Annotated in this window: 27 protein-coding genes; 16 read left to right on the forward strand and 11 right to left on the reverse strand. The window is 56.9% G+C overall.

Annotated elements, in window-relative coordinates; genetic code table 11:
- The 4 genes from ACT2B1_RS06685 to ACT2B1_RS06700 all read left to right on the forward strand — a co-directional run bounded on the left by ACT2B1_RS06685 (position 1) and on the right by ACT2B1_RS06700 (position 1,826).
- Complete coding sequence (locus ACT2B1_RS06685) at positions 1-321, forward strand: hypothetical protein (protein WP_171121924.1); 321 nt, start codon at positions 1-3, stop codon at positions 319-321.
- A gap of 88 nt (positions 322-409) precedes the next feature.
- Positions 410-589 carry a CTP synthetase gene (locus tag ACT2B1_RS06690; protein WP_171121925.1) on the forward strand — a complete coding sequence of 60 codons (180 nt, stop codon included), beginning with the start codon at positions 410-412 and terminating at the stop codon, positions 587-589.
- 118 nt (positions 590-707) lie between these two features.
- Positions 708-1,193: a hypothetical protein gene (locus ACT2B1_RS06695; protein ID WP_171240005.1), complete on the forward strand. Its 486-nt coding sequence runs from the start codon at positions 708-710 to the stop codon at positions 1,191-1,193.
- Between the two features lie 183 nt (positions 1,194-1,376).
- On the forward strand, positions 1,377-1,826 hold the full coding sequence (locus ACT2B1_RS06700) for a hypothetical protein (RefSeq protein ID WP_171210894.1): 450 nt from the start codon (positions 1,377-1,379) through the stop codon (positions 1,824-1,826).
- Between the two features lie 1,111 nt (positions 1,827-2,937).
- On the opposite strand, the gene ACT2B1_RS06705 is transcribed toward ACT2B1_RS06700, so the two are convergent.
- Positions 2,938-3,075: an entericidin A/B family lipoprotein gene (locus tag ACT2B1_RS06705; protein ID WP_171125517.1), complete on the reverse strand. Its 138-nt coding sequence runs from the start codon at positions 3,073-3,075 to the stop codon at positions 2,938-2,940.
- Between the two features lie 280 nt (positions 3,076-3,355).
- Positions 3,356-3,697, reverse strand: coding sequence for an ArsR/SmtB family transcription factor (locus tag ACT2B1_RS06710; RefSeq protein WP_171121929.1), 342 nt, complete (start codon positions 3,695-3,697; stop codon positions 3,356-3,358).
- Positions 3,698-4,035: 338 nt separating this feature from the next.
- Here ACT2B1_RS06710 and ACT2B1_RS06715 point away from each other — a divergent pair, with 338 nt between their 5' ends.
- The 6 genes from ACT2B1_RS06715 to ACT2B1_RS06740 all read left to right on the forward strand — a co-directional run bounded on the left by ACT2B1_RS06715 (position 4,036) and on the right by ACT2B1_RS06740 (position 7,788).
- Positions 4,036-4,668: an ATP-dependent Clp protease proteolytic subunit gene (locus ACT2B1_RS06715; RefSeq protein WP_039970058.1), complete on the forward strand. Its 633-nt coding sequence runs from the start codon at positions 4,036-4,038 to the stop codon at positions 4,666-4,668.
- A 125-nt stretch (positions 4,669-4,793) separates the two neighbouring features.
- Complete coding sequence (gene clpX / locus ACT2B1_RS06720; RefSeq protein ID WP_171121930.1) at positions 4,794-6,059, forward strand: ATP-dependent Clp protease ATP-binding subunit ClpX; 1,266 nt, start codon at positions 4,794-4,796, stop codon at positions 6,057-6,059.
- Between the two features lie 61 nt (positions 6,060-6,120).
- Positions 6,121-6,495: a Rid family hydrolase gene (locus ACT2B1_RS06725; RefSeq protein WP_171125515.1), complete on the forward strand. Its 375-nt coding sequence runs from the start codon at positions 6,121-6,123 to the stop codon at positions 6,493-6,495.
- Positions 6,496-6,574: 79 nt separating this feature from the next.
- Positions 6,575-6,958, forward strand: coding sequence for an NADH:ubiquinone oxidoreductase subunit NDUFA12 (locus ACT2B1_RS06730; protein WP_171121932.1), 384 nt, complete (start codon positions 6,575-6,577; stop codon positions 6,956-6,958).
- Between the two features lie 12 nt (positions 6,959-6,970).
- Positions 6,971-7,423 carry an outer membrane lipid asymmetry maintenance protein MlaD gene (mlaD, locus tag ACT2B1_RS06735; protein ID WP_171121933.1) on the forward strand — a complete coding sequence of 151 codons (453 nt, stop codon included), beginning with the start codon at positions 6,971-6,973 and terminating at the stop codon, positions 7,421-7,423.
- Positions 7,420-7,788 (forward strand): DUF2155 domain-containing protein, encoded by a 369-nt coding sequence (locus tag ACT2B1_RS06740; protein WP_171121934.1) that lies wholly within the window; start codon positions 7,420-7,422, stop codon positions 7,786-7,788. Before mlaD ends, ACT2B1_RS06740 begins: the two co-directional genes overlap by 4 nt.
- Here ACT2B1_RS06740 and aat read toward each other — a convergent pair.
- The 4 genes from aat to ACT2B1_RS06760 all read right to left on the reverse strand — a co-directional run bounded on the left by aat (position 7,743) and on the right by ACT2B1_RS06760 (position 10,974).
- A complete protein-coding gene (gene aat, locus ACT2B1_RS06745) occupies positions 7,743-8,375 on the reverse strand; it encodes a leucyl/phenylalanyl-tRNA--protein transferase (protein ID WP_171240006.1) in 633 nt (210 codons plus the stop codon). The genes ACT2B1_RS06740 and aat overlap by 46 nt on opposite strands.
- 48 nt (positions 8,376-8,423) lie before the next feature.
- Positions 8,424-9,773, reverse strand: a complete 1,350-nt coding sequence (gene accC, locus ACT2B1_RS06750) for an acetyl-CoA carboxylase biotin carboxylase subunit (RefSeq protein WP_481668811.1) — start codon at positions 9,771-9,773, stop codon at positions 8,424-8,426.
- 9 nt (positions 9,774-9,782) lie between these two features.
- The gene (gene accB / locus ACT2B1_RS06755; RefSeq protein WP_171121937.1) at positions 9,783-10,286 is read right to left on the reverse strand and encodes an acetyl-CoA carboxylase biotin carboxyl carrier protein; all 504 of its coding nucleotides are present in this window, start codon (positions 10,284-10,286) and stop codon (positions 9,783-9,785) included.
- Positions 10,287-10,437: 151 nt separating this feature from the next.
- Positions 10,438-10,974, reverse strand: a complete 537-nt coding sequence (locus ACT2B1_RS06760) for a helix-turn-helix domain-containing protein (RefSeq protein WP_171121938.1) — start codon at positions 10,972-10,974, stop codon at positions 10,438-10,440.
- 215 nt (positions 10,975-11,189) lie between these two features.
- Between ACT2B1_RS06760 and ACT2B1_RS06765 the strand changes: the two genes are divergently transcribed.
- The 5 genes from ACT2B1_RS06765 (at position 11,190) to ACT2B1_RS06785 (ending at position 17,069) form a co-directional block, all read left to right on the forward strand.
- Positions 11,190-12,485 carry a helix-turn-helix domain-containing protein gene (locus ACT2B1_RS06765; RefSeq protein ID WP_171121939.1) on the forward strand — a complete coding sequence of 432 codons (1,296 nt, stop codon included), beginning with the start codon at positions 11,190-11,192 and terminating at the stop codon, positions 12,483-12,485.
- Between the two features lie 78 nt (positions 12,486-12,563).
- The gene (locus ACT2B1_RS06770) at positions 12,564-12,944 is read left to right on the forward strand and encodes a response regulator transcription factor (RefSeq protein ID WP_171121940.1); all 381 of its coding nucleotides are present in this window, start codon (positions 12,564-12,566) and stop codon (positions 12,942-12,944) included.
- A complete protein-coding gene (locus tag ACT2B1_RS06775) occupies positions 12,941-13,252 on the forward strand; it encodes a hypothetical protein (protein WP_171121941.1) in 312 nt (103 codons plus the stop codon). The genes ACT2B1_RS06770 and ACT2B1_RS06775 overlap by 4 nt, the downstream gene beginning before the upstream one ends.
- Entirely contained in the window at positions 13,240-15,918 is a 2,679-nt protein-coding gene (locus tag ACT2B1_RS06780) for an ATP-binding protein (RefSeq protein WP_171121942.1), read from the forward strand. Before ACT2B1_RS06775 ends, ACT2B1_RS06780 begins: the two co-directional genes overlap by 13 nt.
- A gap of 77 nt (positions 15,919-15,995) precedes the next feature.
- On the forward strand, positions 15,996-17,069 hold the full coding sequence (locus tag ACT2B1_RS06785) for a FliM/FliN family flagellar motor C-terminal domain-containing protein (protein ID WP_481668812.1): 1,074 nt from the start codon (positions 15,996-15,998) through the stop codon (positions 17,067-17,069).
- A 10-nt stretch (positions 17,070-17,079) separates the two neighbouring features.
- Here ACT2B1_RS06785 and ACT2B1_RS06790 read toward each other — a convergent pair whose 3' ends face one another.
- Genes ACT2B1_RS06790 through ACT2B1_RS06805 form a run of 4 tightly spaced genes read right to left on the reverse strand, consistent with a single transcriptional unit; the run spans position 17,080 to position 19,268 of the window.
- On the reverse strand, positions 17,080-17,511 hold the full coding sequence (locus ACT2B1_RS06790) for a protein tyrosine phosphatase family protein (RefSeq protein ID WP_171121944.1): 432 nt from the start codon (positions 17,509-17,511) through the stop codon (positions 17,080-17,082).
- Positions 17,512-17,520: 9 nt separating this feature from the next.
- Complete coding sequence (locus tag ACT2B1_RS06795; RefSeq protein ID WP_171121945.1) at positions 17,521-17,952, reverse strand: DUF6691 family protein; 432 nt, start codon at positions 17,950-17,952, stop codon at positions 17,521-17,523.
- A complete protein-coding gene (locus tag ACT2B1_RS06800) occupies positions 17,952-18,374 on the reverse strand; it encodes a YeeE/YedE family protein (RefSeq protein ID WP_171121946.1) in 423 nt (140 codons plus the stop codon). Before ACT2B1_RS06800 ends, ACT2B1_RS06795 begins: the two co-directional genes overlap by 1 nt.
- Before the next feature lie 30 nt (positions 18,375-18,404).
- Positions 18,405-19,268 (reverse strand): MBL fold metallo-hydrolase, encoded by an 864-nt coding sequence (locus ACT2B1_RS06805; RefSeq protein WP_171125503.1) that lies wholly within the window; start codon positions 19,266-19,268, stop codon positions 18,405-18,407.
- Positions 19,269-19,513: 245 nt separating this feature from the next.
- Between ACT2B1_RS06805 and ACT2B1_RS06810 the strand changes: the two genes are divergently transcribed.
- The gene (locus tag ACT2B1_RS06810) at positions 19,514-19,729 is read left to right on the forward strand and encodes a hypothetical protein (protein ID WP_171121948.1); all 216 of its coding nucleotides are present in this window, start codon (positions 19,514-19,516) and stop codon (positions 19,727-19,729) included.
- A 9-nt stretch (positions 19,730-19,738) separates the two neighbouring features.
- Here ACT2B1_RS06810 and ACT2B1_RS06815 read toward each other — a convergent pair whose 3' ends face one another.
- The gene (locus tag ACT2B1_RS06815; protein ID WP_171122335.1) at positions 19,739-19,957 is read right to left on the reverse strand and encodes a hypothetical protein; all 219 of its coding nucleotides are present in this window, start codon (positions 19,955-19,957) and stop codon (positions 19,739-19,741) included.
- Between the last annotated feature and the right edge of the window lie 71 nt (positions 19,958-20,028).

Consider the following 20,028-nt stretch of genomic DNA (forward strand, 5'->3'; position numbering starts at 1 on the left):
ATGTCAACATCGCTCGTCCCTCTCATCGCATTCGGATCAGCAGGACTCTATTCCGCAGCCATGATCGCGATGAAGTTCTGGTGGAAAATCCCCGGGATCGGCCTCAGCCTGTTAATCGTGGCAACCCTGCTGGCCGCCGCAACGCTAGAGCTTGCCGCCCTGCGCGAGGAGCGGTTGGGTATTATCTATACCGGCATTCTCGGGGGCGAGGTTATTCTGATCGCCATCGCATCCTACTTTCTGTTCGGCGAGAATTTTTCGCACCGCGAGGTTGCGGGGATCGGCCTTGTCTTGGTTGGAACGGTACTAGCATGGGCCTGATCGGGTTGCGCATCCTGACCCAGATCAACGACCACCCTCAACTTCAGTTCTAGTCTCCGGCAAAACACTCAGAACACACGAGGCCCCTATGTCACCGCTGACGCTGATCCTTCACATTTTTCTTGGCTCCACCCTTGCCGGGTTCGCTGTGATTGCGGTTTTGGTCTTGGGCTATGTCTCGTGGACGGCCATGTTGATCGCTGCGGTTGCGGGCTTTGTTGCGGCCTTCCCTGCCTCGTTCATGGTGGCGCGCAGGCTGGAAGGCTAAGGCCCGGTTTAGACGCAAAGATCGGAATGTGTTATCCTCCGTCCCAGGGGGACCGCGTTCAGGCGGCCTTTTTGATTATATGCTTGCAACGCAAGACCCTCAGAAATGAGAGGTTATTATGCACAAGTTCTTAACAGCGACCGCAGTCACAGCCCTAGCCATCGGCCTGTCCAGCACATTTGCTATGGCCGAAAGCTATGACGCCGCCGGCAAGGGGTCGGGCGTCAGTTCGAACCAGGTCTTCGGCATCTCGGACGGGCATGCGGTGATCAAATCTCAGACCGACTATGACAGTTTCGAGGTTTCCGCCGGTCACCCGTTGGAAGGGGCGACGGGGTCGTGTTTTGGTTCGATGCTGATTAATGGGGCCGAGGTGTCGGGCGCGGGCAATTGCGTCTTTGACACAACCTCCGGCGACAAGGCAGTGATGAGCTGGACCGCCACGGGGATCGGTTCGGACGGCGCATTGACCGGCGACTGGTCGGTATCCGGCGGCACGGGCGGTTGGGCCAACGCCACGGGGGGCGGCACGTTCTCGTCCTTTACCGATCCGGACACGCAGAAATTCGTCAATACGATTTCGGGTAGCTTTGAGCTGAACTGAATCACTATTTTTAACAGGTGCTTAGGAAAGGGCGCTTTGGTAAGAGCGCCCTTTGCGCTGCGTGGCAGGTAAGCGTCACCTAAACCCTTCATGAAGTTTCCCTTAGGTTAGTTGCAACCGGCCCTCTCTCATCCAATCTGTTCAGCAGGCCGGAAACGGCCCAGACCTTTGGGAGGAGAGCCCATGACCAGATATATGACTGCCGGAGCAGCCGCTTTGGCCACGACACTCACCCTTGGAACGGCTGCGATGGCCGATACCACGCCCGATCTGCGCGGCACGTGGGTGGGGACCTATACGACCGTACAACCCACGCATATGCAGCGCGGGACTGAGCCGCGGTTCAACAAGGCCGAATGGATGCTGGATGTTCAGGTGCAGGAAGACAACGTCTTTTGGGGGCCGAGCCTGTGGCGCCGGGACGGTGACACGGACTGGAACCAGAACGAGGCCACCGGGACAATAAGCCTGGATGGATCCGGCAAGATCGGGATTGTCGAAACCTCACCCATGGTGATTGGTGCAAATGCGCTGATCGACGCCCGGTATGAAGACGGAAAGATCTTTGCGGATTTCCGTAGCCTGAGAAACGGAACGACCTACAGCACCGTTCTGGAACGTCAGGTGAACTGAAGCGTTTCCGGCCCGGTTGGGCTGTAGGGGGTACTGGCTGCGATTGTTTGCAGTACGTAATAAGTAACTCCGACCGGGCCGGACGCTTCTCAAAAATGGAACCAATGTCTCCACAGGGAGGAGACGGGTCGGGCGGCAATTCCTCCGTCAGCGGCAGGGGTCGGTTCAATCCATGCTGGAATGCGGCGTTTCTTGGTTTGGGTTAATCGGATCTGGTGAGCTTCAGCGCAGCATCGCAGACGGTTGCAGAAGTGTCGCCCGGCCCCGGTGCCTTTTGTGTGGCTCCCCATTTGAGGCGAATCCGCAGGTGTCGATTCGACGGATCGCGCGTCCGAAAGTTGAACTTCCCGCTCCACTTTCACGTTTCCAGATGTTTGCACATGCAGAAACAGCCGCAAATTCGGGCGCTTCCTAAAGTCTGGACTTTTCCTTGATCAAACCTACGTCTGGGCGCGTTTTCTGGAGTTGTCCACAAAACGCTCCCTGCGGATATCAACACGTTATCCACGGCTAATTTTCATGCTGCAGTGCTATTTTCTTGTCGGATTACGGTCTGAATGTAACAGTCGCCTTACCGCAGCGGTTCTTAGGGGCCACGGCGGGACGCAAAGGCCAAGGGGTCTGAGTGAAAGGTGGTAAATCTTAGGATATACCAGCGTTCTCAGAGGCTTACCGGTAGGTGATTGATCGAGTTGAGCCGAGGCTCGGATCGTTTGATCAACTTCTCAGAAGGTCAATGCGTGCTGTAAGGCGTCCGCAGGCGCCAAGCAGCAGTCGCGGCTCTTGACTGGGTTGTGACAACTGGATCGGGGCGTCCCTCGGGCGTGTCGACCCGGCAAGGCGTCAGGGGTGTCCGTTCGGGCACATGCAAAGACCGCGTCTGCGCACCTGACGCCTTTTCCTTTGCCGGTTCCCGGGATTTTACAGGCTGCCACTCTATCCCCCTTTATGATGGGATCGGGGTTCTTGCTATTGTGCAAGAACCCCGAAGTCGTGTCAGAAATGCAATGCCGCGTCTATGCACCTGTAAGGCAACGATAACGCGGAAGGCTCAGATAATCAACCATATGTAGGGGGTGCGTGTCGCCTTTGCGCAACATAAGGGTTGCGGTCAAAGGGCTTGCTGTACGTCGCTGGCCGTATCCGAAATCGCATCGCCCGCTTTTTCAATATCGCGTCCAACGCCTTTTGCCGTTTCGCAGGCAGTCAGTGCAAACAAGGTCAATCCAAGCAGAATTGTGCGGATCATTGCTTTCTCCATAGGTGTTTATGTCGACGTGCGTAGCAGTTTTCCAATGTTGAAACCAGCGTTTTGCTGACGGTTGATGAGCCGCTCAAGCCGACGCGAAACGGGCGGGTAGTCGAGAATTCGGCATGTCGAAACAGGCGGTCCCCGAAGCGGGTCAGAGGTGCTGGTCAAAAGGAAACCCAGCAACCCATGAACCGCGTTCGAACTGCCGATTAACAGAGGTCGAGATTCTTGCGCCGGTTGAATGGATGTATCAAAACGCCCGGGGCGTGCGACTGCGTCAGGCAGTCTCTTCGCGGCAGAAAATCTCGTAGACAACTTCCAACATGCGGCGGGGACGGTCATCTGCCAAACGGTAGAAAATAGCTTTCCCTTCGCGGCGGGGCGTTACCAACCCTTCAAGGCGCAGGCGCGACAATTGCTGCGAGACCGCCGCTTGGCGGGCGGATAGCAGTTCCTCTAGTTGCGTAACCGATTTTTCACCCGACACCAGATGACACAGGATCAAAAGCCGCCCTTCATGGCTGATCGCCTTCAGAAAGTTGGATGCGCGTGCGGCGTTTCCTGCAACGCGCTCGAGGTTTTCAGAAAATGAATCCTGTGAAAGCTCTGATAGTGCCATATGCGTTTTCCTTTTGGGCCGGGCATGTGCGTGGTTGGCGGGTTCCATATCGCCGCCAAGAGCGGACGCTTTATCTATTTTGGCGACGAATTTCTATATGTAAGAATCAAAATGACGTGATGAGAAAAACTCAGCCTGCCCGCATGACGGGTCGCGGCTTTCAAGGTTCAGGTCATGCCTGGGAACCGGACAGTTGCGAAGTGCGCTTGGTGGGGGAAACGCCGCGTTCACGGCATAAGTATTCAGCCCCCCTTGCAGCCCCCCGGTGCCGACACTAAGACTCGGGTAATGTTTCTTCGGGTAGTATCCCGATCCATAGCAAGACAGGCAGGTTCCTAATGTTCGATCCCGTTGATACCTATATGAATACGCTCGTCCCGATGGTTGTTGAGCAGACCAGCCGTGGCGAACGCGCATATGACATTTTCTCGCGCCTTCTGAAAGAGCGGATCATTTTCATCAATGGCCCGATCCACGACGGGATGAGCCATCTGGTCGTGGCGCAATTGTTGCATCTTGAGGCTGAAAACCCGAACAAGGAAATCTCGATCTACATCAACTCACCTGGCGGTGTTGTGACCAGCGGATTGTCGATTTACGACACAATGCAGTATATCAAGCCGAAATGTTCGACTTTGGTGATCGGTCAGGCGGCCTCGATGGGGTCTGTTTTGCTGGCTGGTGGCGAGAAGGGGATGCGCTTTTCACTACCAAACAGCCGGATCATGGTTCACCAACCCAGTGGCGGTTATCAGGGTCAGGCGAGTGATATCATGATTCACGCGGCCGAGACGCAAAAACTCAAGGATCGCCTGTATGATATATACGTGCGCCACACCGGGCAGACGAAAAAGGCGGTTGAAAAAGCCTTGGATCGCGACAACTTCATGAGCCCGGAAGAGGCGAAAGACTGGGGTCATATCGACGAAATCGTCGAAAATCGCGCCAAAATGGATGGCGATGAGGCCTAAAAAATAGTCCCCGCGTTAAGGGCGCGGGGTACATTTTTGACATTGTAGCGGCCCCGGCGGTGGCCTAAGCTGCAGGCAAGAGCGGCCCAAAGCGGGTCGCAGGGACGAAGCCCGAAAGGTAGAACATGGCGACGAATTCAGGCGGTGACGGCAAGAACACGCTCTACTGTAGCTTCTGCGGCAAGAGCCAGCATGAGGTGCGCAAGCTGATTGCCGGCCCCACAGTTTTCATCTGTGATGAATGCGTCGAGCTGTGCATGGACATCATCCGCGAGGAAACCAAGGCCAGCGGTCTGAAATCCACGGATGGGGTACCGACGCCCAAGGATATTTGCGAGGTTCTGGACGATTACGTGATCGGCCAGGCGACGGCCAAGCGGGTTCTGTCGGTGGCGGTGCACAACCACTACAAACGCCTGAACCACGCCCAGAAAGCTGGCGGCGACATCGAATTGGCCAAGTCCAACATTCTGTTGATAGGTCCCACCGGTTGCGGCAAGACGCTGCTGGCGCAGACCTTAGCGCGGATTCTGGACGTGCCGTTCACCATGGCGGATGCAACCACGCTGACCGAAGCCGGTTATGTGGGTGAGGATGTCGAGAATATCATCCTCAAACTGCTGCAGGCGTCGGAGTATAATGTCGAGCGTGCGCAGCGCGGCATTGTCTATATTGACGAGGTCGACAAGATCACGCGCAAATCCGAGAACCCCTCGATCACCCGTGACGTATCGGGCGAGGGCGTGCAGCAGGCGCTGCTGAAACTGATGGAAGGCACCGTGGCCAGCGTGCCGCCACAGGGCGGCCGCAAGCATCCGCAGCAGGAATTCCTGCAGGTGGACACCACGAATATCCTGTTCATCTGCGGCGGTGCGTTTGCCGGTTTGGACAAGATCATCGCACAGCGCGGCAAGGGCTCGGCGATGGGCTTTGGCGCTGACGTTCGCGACAATGATGAGCGTGGCGTCGGTGAAATCTTCAAGGATCTGGAGCCCGAAGATCTGCTGAAATTTGGCTTGATCCCAGAATTTGTTGGCCGTCTGCCGGTTCTGGCAACGCTGGAAGACCTGGACGAAGATGCGCTGGTGACGATCCTGACCAAGCCCAAGAACGCTCTGGTCAAGCAATACCAGCGGCTGTTCGAACTTGAAGACGCAGAGCTGGCCTTCACCGATGACGCGCTGAAAGCGATCGCCAAGAAAGCGATTGAGCGTAAGACCGGTGCGCGTGGTCTGCGATCAATTCTGGAAGACATTCTGCTTGACACGATGTTCGAACTTCCGGGTCTGAAAAACGTGACCGAGGTTGTTGTGAACGAAGAAGCGGTGTCTTCGGACTCGCAACCGCTGATCATCTATGCTGATGCGGCTGAGTCTGCTTCGGCCGGGTAAGTTCAAAGCCTCCTGACATATTCGGCGCGGTTCCTCCGCGCCGTTTTCTTTTGAGGGCACTATGGCAATTAGACGTATTTCTTCAGGCGGGGAATTCGAGGCCAAAGTCGGATATTGCCGCGCCGTGGTGGCGAATGGATTTGTCTTTGTTGCCGGAACCTGCGCTCAGGGCGACGACATTCCCAAAGATATTGTTGGTCAGTGCAGGTCCTCTCTTGATGCAATTGGAAAAGCACTGGCTGAGGCTGGGACGGATTTCGCGCATGTGGTCCGTGTAAACTATTACTTGCCGGACATGAGTGAGTTTGAACTGTGTTGGCCTTTGTTGGTTGAGGCATTCGGAGCCAACCCGCCAGCGGCAACAGTTACCGAATGCAATCTCATCACGCCTGAAGATCGCATTGAAATCGAAGTGACCGCAGTTTTGCCGGAATAGGGGCTGCGGTATTAGTGACACTGGACCTTGGCGAGCCTTTGGTCCATATCTGCAGGAGCAGAAATACCGGAGGCAGACGATGGGAATCCTGAATAATCTTTTGCGAGCCGTAACCTGGTGGAATGGGGCCACTCTGAATACGCAGCTCTACACGGCGCGTAAGGGAACCAAGGTTGGCGAAGATAACGAAGGTAATGTTTTCTATCGTAATGCCGACGACAGCAAGCGCTGGGTTATTTTTAATGGTGAGGCCGAGGCCAGCCGGATCGACCCTGACTGGCATGGATGGTTGCATCGGACTTGGGACGAGCCGCCGACAGACAAGCCGTTGCAGCATAAAACCTGGGAAAAACCACATCAGGAAAATTTGACAGGTACGGCTTTGGCCTATGCTCCTGCAGGTTCGTTGCGCCGACCCAATCCGGTCGAACGTTCGGACTACGAGGCTTGGACCCCAGAATAAGCGAGGCGAGCAATGTCGAGCTATAATGTAACCGAAGTCCTGGTGGGCGGGGCCGTGTTGGCCTGTGCTGTGGCATTTGGCGTTTATGCCAGCCAATCGACTGGCCTGTCGCAAAGCGGACCGGGATATGAATTGGGCGCATCATTCAGATCGCTGGAAGGTGTTGGCGTTGGCACTGACGTTCGTCTTGCTGGTGTCAAGATCGGGACCGTGACAGGCGTTGCGCTGAACCCCGACACGTATCGCGCGGATACAACGTTTTCGATTTCTGATGGAATATTGGTGCCCGACGACAGCGCGATCGTCATCTCATCCGAAGGATTGCTGGGCGGAAACTTTGTCGAAGTGATGCCCGGTGGATCGCCCTTCTTTTTCGAACCTGGTGATCAGGTTGAGGATACGCAGGGTGCGGTCAGTCTGATTTCGCTGCTGGTCAAATTTGTGGCTGGGGATGGTGGCGAATGAAGCGCCTGTTTCTGATAGCAGCGCTGCTTGCATCCACCGGCGCAGCAGCCCAGCAAAAGGTTCAATCCGGCCCGGGCGCGATGCTGCGTGGTTTGGACAAGGTGAACGGCCACACCGTTGACGTCGAATTGCAAAGCGGTCAGACCGAGGCGATTTTTGGACTGGATGTGGCTTTGGGCGATTGCCGTTATCCGGCTGATAATCCGACCGGGGACGCCTTTGCCTATCTCACGATTTGGGAAAAAGGCAAGACAGATCAATTGTTTGATGGATGGATGATCGCCACATCCCCGGCGCTGAACGCGCTGGATCATTCACGTTACGATGTCTGGGTAATCCGCTGTATGACACCGTCCGGCAACTGATCCAATTCTGCGGTGAAGTCTGCGCTGGCCTCAATCGCCTCTTCCAAAGCCTGTCTGTACTGAGCGCGCGGAACTTCGATCGCGCCTAATGACGCCAGATGAGCGGTCAGAAATTGCGTGTCAAATAACTGAAATCCGGTGCGCCTTAGCCGATCAACCAGATAGGCCAACGCAATTTTTGAGGCATCCGTTCGCCGTGAAAACATGCTTTCTCCGAAGAACGCAGCACCCAAGGTTACTCCGTAGACGCCGCCGACCAGTGCCTGTCCATCCCAGATTTCTAATGAATGGGCATGGCCGGATTGGTGCAGGCGTTGATACAGATTTCTCAGCTCTGCGTTGATCCAGGTGTCTGCGCGATCGGCGCAGCCGTCGACGACGCCAGAGAAGTTCTGATTGATCGTAACTGAGAAACCGCAGTTTCGGATTCGCCGCGCAAGGCTGCGGGATATGTGGAACCCGTTCAGAGGGATAATGCCCCGAAACTTTGGGTCGACCCAGAACAAATCCGGGTCGTCGCGGTGTTCGGCCATCGGGAAAATACCGATGGAATACCCATGCAGTAGGAGTTCGGGAGAAAGGCTCATACAGACAGTCCGACGTTCGAAGGGCCGAAGCCCTTCGAAGTGGTGGTGTTACTCGGCCATGTTCTCCGCAAGCCAATGCTCCAGCCAGTGAATGTTGTAGTCGCCGCTGTGAATGTCGGCTTCTTGGAGCAGAGCATGGAACAGCGGCACCGTGGTGTCGATTCCATCCACGATCAATTCACCCAGGGCTCGGTCCAGACGCGCCAACGCCTCGGCCCGGTCGCGGCCTTGCACGATCAGCTTGGCAATCAGCGAGTCGTAATAGGGCGGGATCGAGTATCCGTCATAGAGCGCCGAATCCATCCGCACACCCAGACCGCCGGGCGCGTGATAGGCGCTGATCTTTCCGGGGCAGGGCGAGAAGTTGGGCAGCTTTTCCGCGTTGATCCGAACCTCGATGGCGTGGCCGTTGATTTCCAGATCGTCCTGACAGAACGACATGTCCTCGCCTGCTGCCACACGGATTTGTTCGCGCACCAAATCGACGCCGAAAATGCCCTCGGTCACCGGGTGTTCCACCTGCAAGCGGGTGTTCATTTCGATGAAATAGAACTCGCCATTCTCATACAGAAATTCGATTGTGCCCGCGCCGATATAATTGATCTTCGCCACAGCGTCGGCGCAGATTTTACCAATCTTGGCACGTTCTTCGGGGGTGATGCTGGGGCCGGGGGCCTCTTCAAAGACCTTCTGATGGCGGCGTTGAAGCGAGCAGTCACGTTCGCCCAGATGGACAGCCTTGCCTTTGCCGTCGCCAAAGACCTGAATCTCGATATGGCGCGGTGTGGTCAGGTATTTCTCGATATAGACCTCGTCATTGCCAAAGGCGGCTTTGCCTTCGGCGCGTGCGGTCATGAACGCGCTTTCCATCTCATCCGCGGTCTGCGCAACCTTCATGCCGCGTCCGCCGCCACCGGCAGTTGCTTTGATGATGACGGGATAGCCGAATTCCTCACCAATGCGCTTGGCGTCTTCCAAAGTCGGAACGCCGCCGTCTGAACCGGGTACGCATGGCACGCCAAGGGCTTTCATCGTGTCCTTGGCGGTAATCTTGTCACCCATCACGCGGATATGTTCGGCGGTGGGGCCGATAAAGGTGATGTCGTGATCTTCGACGATCTGCACAAACTCAGCGTTTTCGGACAGAAAGCCATAGCCGGGGTGGATCGCCTGCGCCCCTGTGATTTCACAGGCCGAGATGATGGCTGGCACGGACAGATAGCTTTGCGGGCTGGGCGGGGGGCCGATGCAGACAGATTCGTCTGCCATGCGGACGTGCATTGCGTCGCTGTCGGCGGTGGAATGGACGGCAACCGTCTTTATCCCCATCTCGCGCGCGGCGCGGATGACGCGCAGGGCGATCTCGCCTCGGTTGGCAATCAGGATCTTGTCGAACATGGGCCTGCCTTACTCAACAATGACCAGGGGTGTGCCGAATTCCACAGCGTCGCCGTCACCCACCAGAATGCGCTTGATGGTGCCCGATTTGGGCGCGTGGATGTGGTTCATGGTTTTCATCGCTTCGACGATCAGCAGCGTGTCGCCTTCGGACACGGATGCGCCGACCGAGATGAACGCAGGCGCGCCGGGTTCGGGCTGCATGTAGACGGTTCCCACCATGGGAGAGGTCACTGCACCGGGATGGCTGGCCGGGTCTTCGACGGCAGCCGGTGCTTCGGCCGCAGCAGCCGGTGCCGGAGCCGCAGCGGGTGCTGCAGGGGCCGCAGCCGGAACTGCCACCTGAACCGGAGCTACGGCGGCGGTTTGGGACAAGCGGCTGACGCGTACATTCAGGCTGTCTTCCTCGCCATATTCGCGTTTGACCTGCAATTCGGTCAGGTCGTTCTCGCGCAGCAGTTCAGCCAATGCCTTGATGAATGCCACATCCGCTTCGTGTTTGGTGTCTGTCATGAGTGTCCTCGACGGTTCCCCTTTGGCCCGTCTGTGTCTTGCGGGCTTTGGTCTGATTAGGCAGCGTTATAAGCCATGAGCCTTGCCATGAAAAGCGCGTCTCGGCCTGTCAGATGGGGGTTTTAACCAAGTTTTCGAGGGGGGGAAGAGGTTACAGCGGCATTCCGGAAAGTTTTGCAACCAATTCCGGTAGTTTTCGCGCGCCGAATTTCTCAAGCAGCCGGGCGCGATAAGCTTCGATGGTGCGGTAGCTCAGGCCCAGTTCGACGCCGATTTCCTTGGCGGACAGGCCCCTGCACGACAAAATCGCCACTTCGCGTTCCCGCGCGGTTAGCTCGACCAACGGGCGTTCCTCCGAGATATCGGAAAAGCTCCAGATGCCGTGGCGGAAAGGGTCATCGGGGGTCAAGGACCGACCGCGTGCGCGGCACCAGAACAAATCCCCATTTCGCCGCCGCATGACGCGCTCGTCCGTGTAATATCCGGTGTCGCGCATGACCTGTAGACTACGGGCACCGATACGCTCCCAATCTGCGACCGAGGGGTAAAGATGTAGCAAAGGCATGTTGCGATAGTCGGCCTCGTCCCCTCCGAAGGTCCGTGCGAACTGCAGATTGCAGCGTCGGATGATACGGTTTTCCAACTCGACCAATCCGATAGGAGCATATTCGAAGGCGGCGTCACTCATTTCGGTATCGTGCAGGGAATTGTCTGGAAATAGAAGGGGTGCGGCCGAGAATGTGGTGTTGAAAGGCGTCAACACTGGTCCGATGATCGTGCAATCCGTTTGTTAAGGGTGTAAACTCGGTTTGAAAATGAACTCCTAAAAGATAGAAAAACCTTGAGAGTTTAGAAAAACTGAACGTTTACAAAGGTTGGCTCCGCTTGGGGAGGGGCGAGAACATGCGCGACACGTTGACAGGCAGCCGTATTCGAGAGAGGCGGCAAATTGCAGGACTGCGGCAGGCAGAACTGGCGCGTCGGGTCGGGATCTCAGCCTCCTATCTGAACCTGATTGAACACAATCGCCGCAGGATTGGTGGCAAGCTGCTTGTGGATATTGCCGCGGCTTTGGCCGTCGAACCTTCGCTGCTGACACAGGGGCTAGAGGCAACGCTGATATCCGCCCTGCGCGAGGCAGCGGCGGACGCGGTGGGGCAACAGGCCGAAGTCGACAGTCTGGAAGAGTTTGCGGGACGTTTCCCGGGGTGGGCTGCTGTGCTGGCGCAGATGCACAGGCGCGTTGTCTCGCTTGAGCGAACGGTTGAAACCCTATCCGACCGCTTGACCCATGATCCACATCTGGCTGCTTCGATGCATGAGGTTCTGTCCACCGCCGCCGCGATTCGTTCGACCGCAGCGATTCTGGCGGAAACACAGGAGATCGAACCCGAGTGGCAGGATCGCTTTCATCGAAACCTGCATCAGGATGCTGAACGCCTTGCCGACAGTTCGAAATCCTTGGTTGCTTATCTGGATGATTCTGACGCGGCGGACGACCGTCGCGGCGTTCCGCTTGAAGATGCCGAGGCGTTCTTTGAACAGCGCGGACATCATTTTCCTGAGATGGAGGGCAGCGAAGACAGCTCTGCGATAGACCTGAGCGAGATTGACTCGGCGGCAGCAAAGACCGTCGCTCGCGGTCTTTTGGGTGTCTATGCAAGCGACGCCAAGGCCATGCCACTGGAGGCGGTGAAAACTGCGCTGGCTGGCACAGAACCGGACCCGATCAAGCTGGCTGCACAATTTTCGGTGGACATCGCGACGGTCTTGCGCCGTTTGGCGGCACTGCCAGACGGGGTGCTTTCGCGACCTACGGGACTGGTTGTGTGCGATGCATCGGGAAGTATCTTGTTTGCCAAGTCGGTGCCGGGCTTTGCGATGCCGCGCTTTGGCGAGGCGTGCCCGCTGTGGCCATTGTTTCAGGCTTTGAACCGGCCTTTGGTGCCAATTCGCAAACGTATCGTACAGCTTGGCCGGTCGGCGGCTGAGTTTGATTGCTATGCCTATGCATGGCCGCAAGCGATGTCCGGATATGACGACGCACCTGTTTATCGCTCGGTCATGTTGGTTCGGTCCGTCGAAGAAGGCGGGCAGGGTGGCCAGCCAGTTGCCAGGGTCGGGCCAAGTTGCAGGGTTTGCCCAAATGCCGACTGCGAGTCGCGCCGAGAGCCGTCGATTCTGAGCGAAGGTTTTTGACACTTTCCTGACAGACAGCGTAAGCTGATACAGACAGGACTGCGGATGGGTATCCTGTCACGGGGAGGAATGAAACATATGAGCCGTAAGGTTCTGCTAATTGAGGATGAGCCGAACATCGCCGAGGCCATTCGGTTCCTGCTGACGCGTGAGGGTTGGCAGGTTGAAACGCACGCTGAAGGAACGGACGCTGTCGAGGTCATTCAGGGCGCAAATCCTGATCTGGTCATTCTGGATGTTATGCTGCCGGGCAAAAGCGGCATGGATATCCTGCGCGATCTGCGCGAGTTGGATGACCTTCGGGGTCTGCCGGTCTTGATGTTGACGGCACGCGGCCAGCTTCGTGATCGCGAAATGGCCGAAAGCGCGGGTGTCAGCCGCTTTATGACCAAGCCGTTTTCCAATGCCGAGGTCCTGACCGCGGTGCGCGATCTGCACGCGCAGGCCACGCAATCATGAGCAATAGCGAAGATCGGCAGCCTCAGGGTGTTCGGCCTTCGCTGTTTCTGGAACGCCAAAGTTATCGTCGGCGTCGGTTGACGGACGCTGCACGGCTGTTGCCAATTCTCGGGGCTGCACTGATCGCGATTCCGTTGCTATGGCCTGAACCGGGGGAAACCGGGGCGGTCACTTTATCGTCGGCCATTCTCTATATCTTTACCTGCTGGGGGCTATTGATACTGATTAGCCTGATCTTTGGCTTCGCCGCCCGTCGCACGGCGGCGCGGGATGACACCGACCCGGACACGGATCGATGGCAACGCTGAACCTTCTGATCCTCGTCTGTCTGGGCTATGTGGTTCTTTTGTTCGGCGTGGCCTTTGCCGCTGACCGAATGGCTGCTGCCGGACGTGGGGCGTGGCTGCGATCCCCGTTGTTTTATACTCTGTCGCTGTCGATCTATTGCACCGCCTGGACATTCTACGGCGCAGTTGGAAATGCCGCCCGTTCGGGGCTGGAGTTCGTGACGATCTATCTGGGCCCCACGCTGGTCATGATCAGTTGGTGGTGGGGTCTCAGGAAACTGGTCAGGGTTGGGCGCAGCCAAAGGGTAACCTCGATCGCGGACCTGATTTCGTCGCGCTACGGAAAATCGAATACGCTGGCAATCTGTGTGACCATTCTGGCGGTTCTGGGCGGAACGCCGTATATCGCGCTGCAACTGCAGTCTATCACCTTATCGTTCTCGATCTTTGCAGAGGCTGACCCGTCTGGCCTTTACCGCGAGGGGTCAAGCGTGTTTTGGGTGGCTGCAGGGCTGGCGGTGTTCGCCATCCTGTTCGGGACACGAAACCTGGACGCGAACGAGCGCCACCATGGTGTTGTGACCGCTATCGCATTGGAATCCGTGGTTAAACTGTTCGCTTTGCTGGCGGTTGGCATCTTCGTCGTTTGGGGAATTGCAGGCGGCGTTGGGCCGATGATGGACCGCATAGACGCATCAGAGATCGGTCAGTGGAATGTGGACGCGGGCCGCTGGACGACGTTCATCTTCTTGTCTGCTGCGGCGTTTGTCTGCTTGCCGCGCATGTTTCAGGTGATGGTGGTTGAAAACGCGGATGAAGGACACCTGAGAACAGCGGCCTGGGCGTTTCCGTTATACCTGCTTTTGATGAGCCTGTTTGTGGTGCCAATCGCCGTAGTGGGTCTGGACCTGTTGCCAGAGGGGTCGAACCCAGACCTGTTTGTTCTGACTGTGCCCCTGTCACAGGGCAATGAGTGGCTGGCCATGTTGTCCTTCATTGGGGGCTTCTCATCTGCAACGTCGATGGTGATCGTTACGGCTATGGCCTTGTCCACCATGGTTTCGAACCATCTTGTGATGCCAATCTGGCTAAGCACTCAGGAAGGGTCCGGGTCCTTGTCGGGCGATGTTCGACACGTTGTGTTGGTTGCGCGCCGTGTCTCAATCGCAGCGATCATGGCGTTGGGCTTTTTTTATTATCGGTTATCTGGTGGCGGCGCTGCGCTTGCCTCAATCGGGCTTGTGGCCTTCGCCGGTATTTCTCAGATTCTGCCTGCTCTGGTCGGCGGATTGTTCTGGCGCGGGGCGACGCGGACAGGGGCACTTGTCGGGTTGTCAGTGGGGTTCCTCTTGTGGATCTACACGCTGCTTCTGCCCGGAATGGGTGGGGCGCTGATGTCCAGCTCGGTCCTGCAGGACGGCCCGTTTGGGATCGGCTGGCTGCGGCCGCAGGCATTGTTCGGGATCGAAGGGATGGACCCCATGGTCCATACGGTCATGTGGTCGCTGTCTTTGAATACCGTCGCTTTCTGCGTGGCGTCGCTGCTGAGTTTTCCTAGCCCGCTGGAGCGCTTGCAGGGGGCGCAGTTCGTCAATGTCTTTGACCATTCTGTCGCCCCGCGCGGATGGACCGGGTCTGTTGCGCAAAGCGAGGACCTAATGATCATGACCCAGCGCATACTGGGGGCCGGTCCCGCGCAGGAGTTCTTTCAGGCCGAAGCTGAACAACAAGGCGGACGATCCAGTCTGCCCGAACCAACCCCCGCCTTTCTGGAACGGCTTGAACGGGAATTGAGCGGCTCGGTCGGGGCCGCGACGGCGCACGCCATGATCGGCCAGATTGTCGGCGGGTCTTCGGTGTCGGTCGAGGACCTTTTGGCCGTGGCCGACGAATCCGCGCAATTGCTGGAATACTCCAGCCAGCTAGAAGTGAAATCTGCCGAACTTAGCCGCACAGCCCGGCAACTGCGCGAAGCGAATACCAAGTTGACCCAGATATCGCAGCAGAAAGACAACTTCCTTAGTCAGGTCAGTCATGAACTACGTACACCGATGACCTCGATCCGGGCGTTTTCCGAGATCATGCGGGACACCGACGGTTTAACTGATGAAGAACAGACGCGCTATGCCGCAATCATCCACGACGAGGCGCTGCGGCTGACGCGATTGCTGGATGACCTGCTGGACTTGAGCGTTTTGGAAAGCGGACAGGTCAGCCTGAATATGGGAGGCGATACCCTGCGCTCGGTTCTGGATCGGGCGGTATCGAGCGCGTTGGCGGGCACCAGCAAAACCCTCACTGTTCGGCGCTCGAAGGCGTCCGAACGCATTCCGCTTCACACCGATCTGGATCGTTTGGGGCAAGTCTTCATCAACTTGATTTCCAACGCGCAGAAATACTGCGATGCGGTTGACCCGGTCCTGACCATTTCAGCGCATGATGTAGGCGGCCAAGTCGTGATAGATTTTGCGGATAACGGCAGCGGTATTCCAGCCGAGGCGCGGTCCATGGTGTTCGAAAAATTCGCGCGTGTAGGCGGTGACAAGGCAGGCGGGGCCGGTTTGGGTTTGGCGATCTGCCGCGAGATCATGCAGCGTCTTGGGGGCGATATCAGCTATTTGCCGGGGCAGGGCGGAGCAGCCTTCCGCGTGCAGGTGCCACTGGCTTATAGACAAGCAGCCCAATAAGACGGGCGTAAAGGCATTCGTAACCTTTGCCGGAGTAGACCGGAACATAGGCATATTTACGATTGACGGCTCCAGGCATGACACAACCGGTCACCACAGCTTTGGCAAAAAAAGTATCTGCAAGCCAGGATGAGCGCGGCGGTCAGACGAATTCCATTCTTCGCGCTTTGCGGTTGGCACTTGCCCGTACCGCTGCGGATCGTGTGCAATTGCCGTTGTCGGTCATCGCGGCAAGGCGGGCATCTCGATCAGCCGACGGGCTTGCGGGGTTTGCCGGTGACAATTGGTTGTTGCTGCATCTTCTGAACAACGAAGGGCTTTCGGCAGCGGTCTGTATGGATTTGGAAACCGTTTCGGCCATCGTTCAAGTGCAGACTATTGGTGAGGTGACGTCAACGACACCAACGCCACGGGCCTTTACCGATACGGATGCCGCGATGGTTGCGCCCATGATCGAAGACGCATGCACCCGCGCGGCACGGTTGGTGGAAACCGTCAGTGAACAGGCAAGCCTGACAGGCTATCAGTACAAGTTGCGGCTGCCTGATCTTCGGGCGCTGTCATTGGCTATGACGCAGGATGCGTATGTTTCATATGATCTAACGGTCGAGCTGGGCGGCGGTTTGCGACAGGGCCGGATTTCTGTTCTTCTTCCCGAAGAGGAGGGTCCAGCAGATGCCGAACCTAGTGGGGATTCGAGGCCGCATATCGAACAGGCATCGGGCGTGCTGCGCGCAGAGTTGAATACTGTGATTTGCCAAATGGCTTTACCCCTGGCTTCTTTTTCGGCGCTTGCAGCGGGGGATGTATTGCCTTTGACCGGAGCACGTCTTGACCGTGCACAATTGCTAACGATCGACCGGACTCGGACAGCAGTTGGGCGTTTGGGGCAATCCGGTGGGATGCGGGCAATTCGCCTGAACGAATATGAGCCGCAGGATGTGCCGTCACAGGCCGAGACTCAGGATTTCCTTGAGGCACGAACGTCGGTAATCCAAACATCGGCAGAGCTGTCCGTAGAACCCATTCACACAGACACACATGCGATCGACACCATCGACAGCAAGTTGCAGTTCGGCGACTCAGATCAGATCGCCGCTGAAATTTCGAAGCTGGCTGGCCTGAACGATGACGCAGGTCAGGTGACCTGATCCATAGGGCTTACCCAGCCACGTTGCGAATCTGATCAAGCGTGGGGCGAAGGTTTTCCAGCGCGTAGCCTGCCTTGGTTGTTGCGTCCAGAATATCGTCCGTACTCATCCGGTCGCATTGGCCAAGGGCCCAGATAACTGAACACCGCGTGCCTGATGCGCAATACGCCAGCACCGGTCCGCTGCAACTTTCGGCCAACTCGCGCTGACGGGCGACGTTTTCGGGTGTCATGGTCTGATGCGTCAGTTCCAGAACCTCATAATCCAAACCCGCGGCACGGACGGCCTCGCCAATGGCGTCTGACTGCATGTCTGACGGAACTTCTGTGTTTGGCCGGTTGCAAATAACCTTGACGAATCCGGCTTCGGCTATGGCTGAAACATCCTCGACCGTGATTTGCGGCGAGACGGCGTAGCGGGGTGTAATGCGGCGAATCTCCATCCCAATTGATTAGGCTGCGTTTGCAGTTCTGTCCAGTTGCGCCCCCACAGTCGGCGCTGCGTACATTCCGGCGATCATTGCGGCCAGAAACACTAGCCCGCCAACGCCGCCATAGGTCACCGAGGCAATGGCAGGCCCCGGACACAGCCCGGACAAGCCCCACCCCATGCCAAATAAAACGGAGCCTACGACAAGTCGCCGGTCCAACTCGGGCGGAGACATGGTCGGAAAGGTTCCCCCGACCAAGGGGCGACGATGTTCTGTCATCCGCCAGGCAAACAGCATTGGGATAATTGCCCCACCCATCACGAAGGCCAGTGTCGGGTCCCAGTTCCCGAACACGTCCAGCCACCCTTGAACCTTGGTGGTGTCCGTCATGCCCGAGATCAGCAGACCTGCGCCAAACAGGCATCCGGCGATCAAAGAGATCAGCAACCGCATCAGATCACCCCCCACATGTGGCGCAGAACCGCGAGTGTGATCGCGCCTGCAGCGATGTAGATAACCGTCGCCACAATTCCGCGCAGCGAGAAACGCGATATCCCGCAGACCCCATGTCCCGACGTGCATCCATTGGCGATCCGGGTGCCGATCCCAACCAGCAGTCCCGCGAAAATGATGACGGCAATATTGCCGGTCAGATGGGTCTGCGGTGTGGGTGACATCAACGGGCGAAGAAGCAAGGGCATTCCTACAAGCCCTGCAACAAAGACCAGGCGTTCCAAGGTGCGATCACTATTGTCGACCAAGCCGCCCAAGATGCCGCTGGCCCCCATGATCCGGCCATTCCCAAGCAGATAAACGGCGGCACCCAGACCGATCAACAGGCCCCCGGCCAACCCCCAAATCCATTCCAGTTGCATGGTTCTTTTTTCTCCACGTATTGGTTGGCTTCACAGTTTATTCACTGGAATCTTTAGGAAAACATCGCCTTCTTCGTCGGCAGGAGGCATCTGCCCCGCGCGCATGTTGACCTGAAGAGAAGGCAGGATCAGACGAGGCATGCCAAGCGTCGCATCCCGTGCATCGCGCATTTTGACGAACTCCTCAACCGAGCGTCCCTGGCCGATATGAACATTGAGCGCCTTCTGCTCTCCGACTGTAGTTTCCCACGCATACTCGTCGCGGCCCGGTGCCTTGTAATCGTGCCCGACGAAGATGCGTGTCTGATCAGGCAGCGAAAGGATTTTCTGGATCGACGCAAACAGCATTTCCGATGACCCGCCCGGAAAATCGCATCGTGCCGTCCCGAAATCGGGCATGAACAACGTGTCCCCCACAAAGGCCGCATCTCCGATGACATAGGTCAAACAGGCCGGGGTGTGGCCGGGCGTATGCAGAACATCACCCCGCATTTGACCCACGTGAAAGCTGTCGCCCTCGCGGAACAAGGCGTCAAACTGACTGCCATCGCGTTGGAACTCGGTCCCTTCATTGAAGATTTTTCCAAATGTCTCCTGAATGGTGACGATCTGATCTCCGATCCCGATTTTACCGCCCAGTTTCTGTTGCAGGTAGGGGGCTGCTGACAGGTGATCGGCATGGACATGACTTTCCAGAATCCATTCGACTTTCAAACTGTTAGCCTGAACATGCTCGATTATCTTGTCTGCTGAACTGGTGTCTGTCCGGCCGGATGCATGGTCAAAGTCCAGGACACTGTCGATAATTGCGCAGGCCGTCCCCTCGGGTTCCTGCACAAGGTAGGACACAGTAAATGTATCGGTGTCAAAAAACGCTTTCACCTTTGGTGTCATTTTGCCCTCCGTCAGACTGCTTTATTCGTATATCAATTTCGGAATGTATAGGATAAAGAATCCGTGAATTGATGCTTGTCAAGGCAGGGTAATTCAGATCGGCCTAGAATTTAACCATTCCGCAGGTGACTGCCGAAACCGTATTTCAGACAGGCGGGTTTTCGCGTGTCCTCGGGTTAAGGTCAGCAGGTCTTAAAACGGTTACCTATATGTGGGTAGATAACGCACCATTTGGGAGGATGGAGATGTCTACAATTAATTTATATTCCGAAGCCGAGCAGCTTGAAGAAAAGTTGCAGGGTGCGTGTCTTGAAACCCGCCTGGCGCTTCAGCCAAGCGTGACAAGGGTAATTGAACGGATGCGTCAGCAGGGTGTGCATATCCCCTCGCGCCTGCGTCGTCTGGATGCAGCCTTGTGCGAGGACGCGATGGAGGCTCAGTTCGATAATCTGCCGGTTTAGGCTGTGGGATTAACTGAATGAGATACCCAGAATAACTAGCATCAGCCCGATCACGGACAGAAAGAGTGAGGCCAGGTTCCAAGGCAATACTCCCTGAACTGTTGCTCGCAGTTCGTCGTCAGACAGGCCGGATTTGCGCGCTTTCATCACGTGCAGGATGCACCAGACGAGTCCCAACAGTCCGGCAAGCGACAGGGCGGCTCCGCCCCAGGTGATGATTTCGAACATGGTTTTCCGCATCAGGCCAAAGAGTTTCTTTGCGCTTATCGGATACCTGTGCATCGCACAAGTCCGATGCC

This window comes from Ruegeria sp. S263 (genome assembly GCF_056780525.1).